Genomic DNA, 1507 nt, shown 5'->3' on the forward strand with positions numbered 1-1507 from the left:
AAATGATCAACCTAATGTATTTAGTGTTGACAGCTTTGCTGGCGCTGAATGTATCGTCCGAGATTTTAAATGCTTTTCGTACTGTAAACAATAGCCTGAACAATGCTACCGCAGTGATAGATCAAAAGAATCAAATGCTTTTCAATTCTTTACAAGAAAAATTGAAAGATCCGAAATTGCATGACTTGGCGGTAATTTGGGTGCCAAAGGCCGAACAGGCAAAGCAACTTTCAGATGAAATGTATAACTATATAGGCAATATAAAATCTCGTTTGAAAGAAAATGCCGGCTACCATCCTGAAAAAGGAGACACAACTTTCAGAGACGACGATGTCGATGTACCTACAAAGCTTTTGGATGACGGAAAAGTTGGTGATACATTGTATCAGAAACTAGTGGCTTATAAAAAGAATATGCTTGGTATTGATCCATCCATTAATGCTCAATTTCAATATACCCTGCCCATAGATTTATCTATGCCAAAAGTAGAAGATAAAAGTAATAGAACATGGTCGGCTGCTTATTTTAGAATGACCCCGACAATTGCTGCCATTACCATGTTGAGTAAATTCCAAAATGATGTTAAAAATAGTGAAGCGCAGATTGTAGAGTTCTGCCATAACAAAATAGGACAGGTTCAGGTTGTATATGATGAGTTCCAGGCTTTAGCTTCTGCAAATACGCAATATTTATTGCCGGGTCAAGAGTTTACTATTTCAGCGGGCGTAGGTGCATTTAGTAAAAATGCAAAGCCTACCATTACCATTGACGGCGCAGTTATTGCACTCAATGCAAATGGAATGGCAGAATATAAAACAACAGCCGGGAGCCCAGGTAATTATTCCAAAAAGGTTAATATATCTTTTACTAAGCCAGATGGCTCTAAGGCCTCCCTGGTAAAGGATATTCAATATACTGTAGGTTCTCCTACAGGTATTACAGTAAGTGCCGATGCCACCAGGGTCTTATATATTGGATTAGACAACCCTATTTCTGTGGGTGGCGGGAATGGTCGTGGGGCGGAAAATATGCATGCTTCTTTAAGCCAGGGTTCAATAACTTCGGAAGGACATGGAAGGTTTATCGCAAGGGTAACTACGCCAGGTACGGCAAAAATGAGGGTGTCTGATGGTAAATCTGAAACTTCAGTTGATTTCAGGGTAAAAACGGTACCTACACCTATTGCAATGGTGGGCGGTAGTAAAGGCGGTCGTATGCGGGTGAACGATTTTAAGGCACAGGCAGGTGTTCGTGCTGAGCTGGAGGATTTTGTTTTTGAAGGGGTAAAGTTTACTGTTACTAGTTACACAATGACCTTTGCAGGCGCTGGGTATCCTGAGTTTATGCATAAATCGGTTTCGGGGAACTCTTTTGCTTCGGTACGGGATTTGATTGAAAGAGCGAGACCGGGCAGTACTATTACAGTTGACGAGATAAGAGCTAGTGGACCGGGCGGGTCAAGGTTATTGACACCTATTGCATTTAATTTATATTAAAATAAGAATAT

At 40.7% G+C, this 1507-nt stretch carries 1 protein-coding gene; it reads left to right on the forward strand.

What is annotated here, in order from left to right:
- Positions 1 to 1496, forward strand: a 1496-nt coding sequence (locus tag ACQR30_RS08255) for a GldM family protein (RefSeq protein ID WP_429733928.1), incomplete at its 5' end; no start/stop codon positions are given.
- Between the last annotated feature and the right edge of the window lie 11 nt (positions 1497 to 1507).

The sequence above is a fragment of the Arachidicoccus sp. genome (genome assembly GCF_050436765.1).
In the GTDB taxonomy this organism is placed as follows: Bacteria; Bacteroidota; Bacteroidia; order Chitinophagales; family Chitinophagaceae; genus Arachidicoccus.